The organism is Streptomyces sp. FH025, assembly GCF_017427025.1.
In the GTDB taxonomy this organism is placed as follows: domain Bacteria; phylum Actinomycetota; class Actinomycetes; order Streptomycetales; family Streptomycetaceae; genus Kitasatospora.
Genome location: NZ_JAFLNG010000389.1, coordinates 1 through 7,433 on the forward strand (window position 1 = coordinate 1; position 7,433 = coordinate 7,433).

Consider the following 7,433-nt stretch of genomic DNA (forward strand, 5'->3'; position numbering starts at 1 on the left):
TCGCCCCGTTCGGCGCCCGGCTGCGCCAGGCCCTCGACACCCGCGGCCAGCTCTGCGTCGGCATCGACCCGCACGCCTCCCTGCTCGCCGCCTGGGGGCTCGGCGACGACCTCGCCGGGCTGGAGACCTTCAGCCGGACCGTGGTCGAGGCGCTGGCCGACCGGGTGGCCGTGCTCAAGCCGCAGGCCGCCTTCTTCGAGCGCTTCGGCAGCAAGGGCGTCGCGGTGCTGGAGAAGACCGTCGAGGAGGCCCGGGAGGCCGGCGCGCTGGTCCTGATGGACGCCAAGCGCGGCGACATCGGCTCCACCATGGCCGCCTACGCGGAGGCCTTCCTGTCGCCCGCCAGCCCGCTGTTCTCGGACGCCGTGACGGTCAGCCCGTACCTGGGCTTCGGCTCGCTGCGTCCGGCCCTGGACCTGGCCCGGGAGCAGGGCTGCGGCGTGTTCGCGCTCGCGCTCACCTCCAACCCGGAAGGCGGCGAGGTGCAGCGCGCGGTCGGCGCGGACGGCGAGTCGGTCGCGGCGGCGGTGCTGCGCCAGCTGGCGGCGGAGAACGCGGACGCGGCGCCGCTGGGCTCCTTCGGCGCGGTGGTCGGCGCGACGCTGGCCGACGCGGGCGTCGAACTGGCCATCAACGGCCCGCTGCTGGCCCCCGGGATCGGGGCCCAGGGCGCGACCATGGCGGACCTGCCGCGGGTGTTCGGCGCCTCGGTGATGAACGTGGTGCCCAGCGTCAGCAGGGACGTGCTCAAGCACGGGCCGTCGGTGCCGGCGCTGCGGGAGGCGGCGGAGCGCTTCGTCGGCGAGTTCGCGGAGGCCGTCAAGTAGTTCGCGGACGCCTCAAGTGCGGTCGCGGGCACGGATGAGCGCGGTCCGGAAGCGGAAGGCTTCCGACCGGAAGCCGACCGGTAGCGACGCGGTCACCGTGCGCAGTGTCCGCAGGACGGCGGGGCGGCAGCGGAGTTGACGTGAGCGCCGTCACATCGACCCCGTCAAAGTTTCGCAATCGCGGTCATTTTGCCCCGGAAAGTCCTGGTCGGCCTTGGCTGACCAGGACTTTTCGTGTTCTTTTCCTGACGTGGCGCCGCAATGCGGGTAGTGTCCGGCGATAGGTCATCGGCGAGCCGCGAAACCCGTAGCTCCCGCAGGTCAGGGCCCTGTGGTTCCCCTTGGGGTCCCCTTGCGGACGGTGTCCTCGGTACCGAACCAGTCATAGCTCAATCCCTTCCTTCCACACCCTGAGGTGAACGGCGTGGCTCTTCCGCCCCTTACCCCTGAACAGCGCACCGCCGCGCTCGCCAAGGCCGCCGAGGCTCGCCGGGAGCGCGCCGAGGTCAAGAACCGGCTCAAGCACTCCGGCGCCTCCCTGCACGAGGTGATCAAGGCCGGCAAGAACGACAATGACGTCATCGGCAAGATGAAGGTCTCGGCCCTGCTGGAGTCCCTTCCGGGCGTCGGCAAGGTCCGCGCCAAGCAGATCATGGAGCGCCTCGGCATCAGCGAGAGCCGGCGTGTCCGGGGTCTCGGCACGAACCAGATCGCTTCCCTGGAGCGGGAGTTCGGCGGTGGCACCGCCTGACCGTGCCCCCGTGGTCCCGGGATCGTCCGCGATCCGGGATAATCGGTGCATGAGTGAGCGTCCGCGGCTGACCGTGCTCTCCGGCCCTTCGGGGGTCGGCAAGAGCACGGTCGTCGCTCATATGAGGAAGATGTACCCCGAGGTCTGGCTGTCGGTGTCGGCGACGACCCGCCGCCCGAGGCCGGGCGAGAAGAACGGGGTTCAGTACCACTTCGTCGACAACGACGAGTTCGACAAGCTGATCGCCAACGGTGAGTTGCTGGAGTGGGCCGAGTTCGCCGGCAACCGCTACGGCACCCCGCGTGCGGCGGTGCTGGAGAAGCTGGAGCGTGGCGAGCCCGTCCTGCTGGAGATCGACCTGCAGGGTGCCCGCCAGGTGCGCGAGTCGATGCCGGAGGCCCAGCTGGTCTTCCTGGCCCCGCCGAGCTGGGACGAGCTGGTCCGGCGACTGACCGGCCGGGGCACCGAGCCCCAGGACGTCATCGAGAAGCGGCTGGAGGCGGCCAAGGTCGAGCTCGCGGCCGAGCCCGAGTTCGACAGGACCCTTGTCAACACCTCCGTCGAGCAGGTAGCGGCCGAACTGCTAGCCTTGCTCGGTGTAGCCTGACCTGTCAGTCTTTCCCACCCTTTCGGAAGGTTTTCGCGTGTCCTCTTCCATGACCGCGCCCGAGGGCATCATCAACCCGCCGATCGATGAGCTGCTCGAGGCCACCGACTCGAAGTACAGCCTCGTGATCTACGCCGCCAAGCGCGCGCGCCAGATCAACGCGTACTACTCCCAGCTCGGTGAGGGCCTGCTGGAGTACGTCGGCCCGCTGGTCGACACCCACGTGCACGAGAAGCCGCTGTCGATCGCGCTGCGCGAGATCAACGCGGGCATGCTGACCGCCGAGGCGGTCGAGGCTGCCTGAGGCGGCTGCGCGCCACCCGCGCTTTCCGGAAGGGCCCGGCGGAATCGTTTCCGCCGGGCCCTTCGGCGTTCCGTCCGTCGTCGAGTCCGTCGTCGTGTCCGGCGCTGTGGGCGGCACCCTGGTGCGGGTGATCGTCGCGGAGCCGTAGGGTGGGCGGGTTCGAGATCCGGAGGAAAGGTCGGTACATGAGCTCGACTGCGGACGCTCCGCGCGTCGTCCTCGGCGTCAGCGGCGGGATCGCCGCCTACAAGGCCTGCGAGCTGCTGCGCCGGTTCACCGAGTCCGGCCACCAGGTCACCGTGGTGCCCACCGCGGCGGCGCTGCACTTCGTCGGCGAGGCCACCTGGGCCGCGCTGTCCGGCCGTCCGGCCGCCACCGAGACCTGGGAACGCGTGCACGAGGTGCCGCACGTCCGGATCGGGCAGCAGGCCGACCTGGTGGTGGTCGCCCCGGCCACCGCGGACCTGATCGCCAAGGCCGCCCACGGGCTGGCCGACGACCTGCTGACCAACACCCTGCTCACCGCCCGCTGTCCGGTCGTGCTGGCGCCCGCCATGCACACCGAGATGTGGGAGCACCCGGCCACCCGGGACAACGTCGCCACGCTGCGCCGCCGGGGCGTGATCGTGCTGGAGCCCGCCGTCGGCCGGCTGACCGGCAAGGACACCGGCAAGGGGCGGCTGCCCGAGCCCTCGGCGGTCTTCGACGCCTGCCGGGCCGTGCTGCGCCGGGGCGGGGCGGTGCCGACCGACCTGGCCGGCCGGCACGTGGTGGTCTCGGCGGGCGGCACCCGGGAGCCTCTGGACCCGGTGCGCTTCCTCGGCAACCGCTCCTCCGGCAAGCAGGGCTACGCGCTCGCCGTGACGGCCGCGGCCCGCGGGGCGCGCGTGACATTGGTCTCGGCCAACGCCGAGCTGCCCGACCCGGCCGGGGTGGATGTGGTGCACGTCTCGACGGCGCTGGAGCTGCGCGAGGCGGCGCTCGAGGCGGCCGGGGACGCGGACGCCGTGGTGATGGCGGCGGCGGTGGCGGACTTCCGTCCCGCCGAGTACGCCACCGGCAAGATCAAGAAGGTCGAGGGGGTCGAGCCCGCGCCGGTGGCGCTGGTCCGCAACCCGGACGTGCTGGCCGAGCTGTCGGCGCGCCGCCCCCGTTCGGGCCAACTCGTCGTGGGATTCGCGGCGGAGACCGACGACGTGCTCGCCAACGGCCGCGCCAAGCTCGCCCGCAAGGGCTGCGACCTGCTGGTCGTCAACGAGGTGGGCAACGGCAAGGCCTTCGGGTCGGACGTCAACGAGGCCGTGGTGCTGGGCTCGGACGGTAGCGAGACGCCCGTCCCGGTGGGGCCGAAGGAGGCTCTGGCCGACATTGTCTGGGACCTGGTCGTAGAGCGACTGGAAATGGTCGGGAACTGATCCCGACCTGGTCCGAAGCGGTCTTGATTTCCGGAAGCGGGTGACGTTCGGCGGAAGCTGACCGTTACACTCCAGGAATCAAGTCTTTCCGGAGCGCCCCCGGTTCGCCGGGGGCCTTCAGTCAGCAGCCGCTGCAACCCCAGGGAGCGCTGTGTCTCGCCGCCTGTTCACCTCGGAGTCCGTGACCGAGGGACACCCCGACAAGATCGCTGACCAGATCAGCGACACCATCCTTGACGCTCTCCTGCGCGAGGACCCGACGTCCCGGGTCGCCGTGGAGACGCTCATCACCACCGGCCAGGTGCACGTGGCCGGCGAGGTGACCACCAAGGCGTACGCGCCGATCGCCCAGCTCGTCCGGGACAAGATCCTGGAGATCGGCTACGACAGCTCCAAGAAGGGCTTCGACGGCGCCTCCTGCGGCGTCTCGGTGTCCATCGGCAGCCAGTCGCCCGACATCGCGCAGGGCGTCGACACCGCGTACGAGGCCCGGGTCGAGGGCGACGAGGACGATCTCGACAAGCAGGGCGCCGGCGACCAGGGCCTGATGTTCGGCTACGCGTCCGACGAGACGCCCGAGCTCATGCCGCTGCCGATCACCCTGGCGCACCGCCTCTCCCGCCGTCTGACCGAGGTCCGCAAGAACGGGACCATCCCGTACCTGCGCCCCGACGGCAAGACCCAGGTCACCATCGAGTACGACGGCGACAAGGCCGTCCGCCTCGACACCGTGGTCGTCTCCACCCAGCACGCCAGTGACATCGACCTGGAGTCGCTGCTCACCCCGGACATCCGCGAGTTCGTGGTCGAGCCGGAGCTGAAGGCGCTCGGCGAGCAGGGCATCAAGCTGGTCACCGACGGTTACCGCCTGCTGGTCAACCCGACCGGCCGCTTCGAGATCGGCGGCCCGATGGGCGACGCCGGCCTCACCGGCCGCAAGATCATCATCGACACCTACGGCGGCATGGCCCGCCACGGCGGCGGCGCCTTCTCGGGCAAGGACCCGTCCAAGGTGGACCGCTCGGCCGCGTACGCGATGCGCTGGGTCGCCAAGAACATCGTCGCCGCCGGGCTCGCCCGCCGCGCCGAGGTGCAGGTCGCGTACGCGATCGGCAAGGCCGAGCCCGTCGGCCTGTTCGTGGAGACCTTCGGCACCGAGACCGTGCCGGTGCTGACCATCCAGAAGGCCGTCTCCGAGGTCTTCGACCTGCGTCCGGCCGCGATCATCCGCGACCTCGACCTGCTGCGCCCGATCTACTCGCAGACCGCGGCGTACGGCCACTTCGGCCGTGAGCTGCCGGACTTCACCTGGGAGCGCGCCGACCGGGTCGAGCAGCTGAAGGCCGCCGTGCAGGACTGACGTCCCGGCTCCTCGTCGCGGCGCCCGCCCCCGGACCGGGGGCGGGCGCCGCTGCGTGCCCGGATTGTCGGTGTGACCTGGTACTACTTGGGAGCGATGAGCAGCACAGGGGAGAACGGGGCCGCCGAGCCGGAGCAGCTGGCCTTCATCCGGGAGACGGTCAAGCGCGCCAAGCCGCGGACGTGGCGCGGGGCCAAGCGGGCGGAGCACCTGCCGGTGGCCCGGGTCGTGGTGGACAAGGGCGTGCTCACCATCGACAAGTTCTTCGACTACGAGGTGCCGGCCGCCATGGCGGAGGAGGCCCGGCCGGGCGCCCGGGTGCGGGTGCGCTTCGGGGCGCGGGTGGTGAAGGGCCAGCGCGAGGGCGGGGAACTGCACGACGGGTTCATCGTCGCCCGGCTGGAGAAGAGCGACTTCCCCGGCCCGCTCGCCCCGCTCGCCCAGGTGCTCTCGCCCGAGCCGGTGCTCTCCCCACAGCTGCTGCGGCTGTGCCGCACCGTCGCCGACCGGTACGCCGGGACGCTGGCCGACGTGCTGCAGCTGGCCGTTCCGCCCCGGCACGCCAAGGCCGAGGCCGAGCCCTCGCCGCCGCCGCTGCCGCGCCCCCTGCCCCCGGCGCCCGGCGGCTGGCAGCGCTACCCGGCGGGGCCCGACTTCCTCGCCTCGCTGGCGGGGGGAGGCTCGCCGCGCGCGGTGTGGACGGCCCTGCCCGGGCCCGGCTGGCCGTACGAGATCGCCCGGGCGGTGGCGGCCACGCTCGCCGGCGGGCGCGGCGCCCTGGTCGTGCTGCCGGACCGGCGGTCGGTGGCCCGGGTGGACCAGGCGCTCACCGAACTGCTCGGACCGGGGATGCACATGGCGCTGGAGGCCGAGCTCGGCCCGCGCGAGCGCTACCGGCGCTGGCTGGCGGTCAGCCGCGGCTCGGTGCACGCCGCGATCGGCACCAGGGCCACCATGTTCGCGCCGGTGCGCGACCTCGGGCTGGTCGTGGTCTGGTCGGACGGCGACGGCAGTCACAGCGACCCGCGCGCCCCGCACCCGCACGTGCGCGAGGTCGCCCTGCTGCGCGCCGCCGAGGAGGGCGCGGCGGTGCTGCTCGGCGGGCACGCGGTGACGGTGGAGGGGGCGCAGCTGGTCAGCACCGGCTGGGCGCGGCCGCTGGTCGCGGACCGGGAGACGGTGCGGCAGGTCGCGCCGAGGGTGCGGACCGTCACCGACCAGGACCAGCACCGGGACGCCGCCGCACAGGCCGCCCGGCTGCCCTCGGTGGCCTGGGAGGCCGCCCGGGAGTCGTTGGCGGCGGGGCACCCGGTGCTCATCCAGGTGCCCCGGCGGGGCTACGTGCCCAGGCTGGCCTGCGGGCGCTGCCGCACCCCGGCCCGGTGCCGGCGCTGCGAGGGGCCGCTGGAGGCGCCCTCGGCGGACGCCGCGCTGCACTGCGGGTGGTGCGGGGAGGCGGAGAACGACTGGCACTGCCCCGAGTGCGGCTCGTTCCGGCTGCGGGCCCAGGTGGTCGGGGCCCGGCGGACGGCGGAGGAGCTGGGCAAGGCGTTCCCGCGGATCCCGGTGCGGACCTCCGGGCGGGACGCGGTGCTGGACACGGTGCCGGACGAGCCCTCGCTGGTGATCTCCACCCCGGGCGCGGAGCCGGTGGTCGAGGGCGGCTCCGGGTACGGGGCCGCGCTGCTGCTGGACGGCTGGGCGCTGCTCAGCCGGCCGGACCTGCGGGCCGGGGAGGAGGCGCTGCGGCTCTGGCTGACGGCCGCCGCGCTGGTCCGGCCCTCGACGGAGGGCGGCACGGTGGTCGTGGTCGCCGAGCCGTCGGCCCGTCCGGTGCAGGCGCTGGTGCGGTGGGACCCGCTGGGGCATGCCGGGCTGGAGCGGGACGAACGGGCGCAGCTGCACTTCCCGCCGGTGTCGCGGATGGCCTCGGTGAGCGGGAGCCCGGCGGCGGTCGCCGACCTGCTGAACCTGATCCGGCTGCCGGAGGGGGCGGACGTGCTCGGACCGGTGCCGGTGCCCGTCCTGCGGGGGGAGGAGCAGGAGCGCGCCCTGCTGCGGGTGCCGCCAGGGCAGGGGGCCGCGCTGGCGGCGGCGCTCAAGGCGGCGCAGATCGCGCGGATCGCGCTGCGGACGGCGGAGCCGGTCCGGGTGCGGGTGGATCCGACG

7 protein-coding genes are annotated in these 7,433 nt (G+C 73.1%); all 7 read left to right on the forward strand.

All coding sequences use genetic code 11. The features are described from left to right. A partial coding sequence (gene pyrF, locus J0670_RS24545; protein ID WP_207813827.1) for an orotidine-5'-phosphate decarboxylase occupies positions 1-827 on the forward strand: 827 nt, incomplete at its 5' end. A 424-nt stretch (positions 828-1,251) separates the two neighbouring features. Next, positions 1,252-1,578, forward strand: coding sequence for an integration host factor, actinobacterial type (gene mihF, locus J0670_RS24550; protein WP_207813828.1), 327 nt, complete (start codon positions 1,252-1,254; stop codon positions 1,576-1,578). 49 nt (positions 1,579-1,627) lie between these two features. Further along, entirely contained in the window at positions 1,628-2,185 is a 558-nt protein-coding gene (gmk, locus tag J0670_RS24555; protein ID WP_207813829.1) for a guanylate kinase, read from the forward strand. Positions 2,186-2,222: 37 nt separating this feature from the next. Beyond that, the gene (rpoZ, locus tag J0670_RS24560) at positions 2,223-2,489 is read left to right on the forward strand and encodes a DNA-directed RNA polymerase subunit omega (RefSeq protein ID WP_030056185.1); all 267 of its coding nucleotides are present in this window, start codon (positions 2,223-2,225) and stop codon (positions 2,487-2,489) included. A gap of 185 nt (positions 2,490-2,674) precedes the next feature. Then, the gene (coaBC, locus tag J0670_RS24565) at positions 2,675-3,904 is read left to right on the forward strand and encodes a bifunctional phosphopantothenoylcysteine decarboxylase/phosphopantothenate--cysteine ligase CoaBC (RefSeq protein ID WP_207813830.1); all 1,230 of its coding nucleotides are present in this window, start codon (positions 2,675-2,677) and stop codon (positions 3,902-3,904) included. A 151-nt stretch (positions 3,905-4,055) separates the two neighbouring features. Then, entirely contained in the window at positions 4,056-5,264 is a 1,209-nt protein-coding gene (gene metK / locus J0670_RS24570; protein WP_207813831.1) for a methionine adenosyltransferase, read from the forward strand. 96 nt (positions 5,265-5,360) lie between these two features. After that, positions 5,361-7,433, forward strand: a 2,073-nt coding sequence (locus J0670_RS24575) for a primosomal protein N' (RefSeq protein WP_207813832.1), incomplete at its 3' end; no start/stop codon positions are given.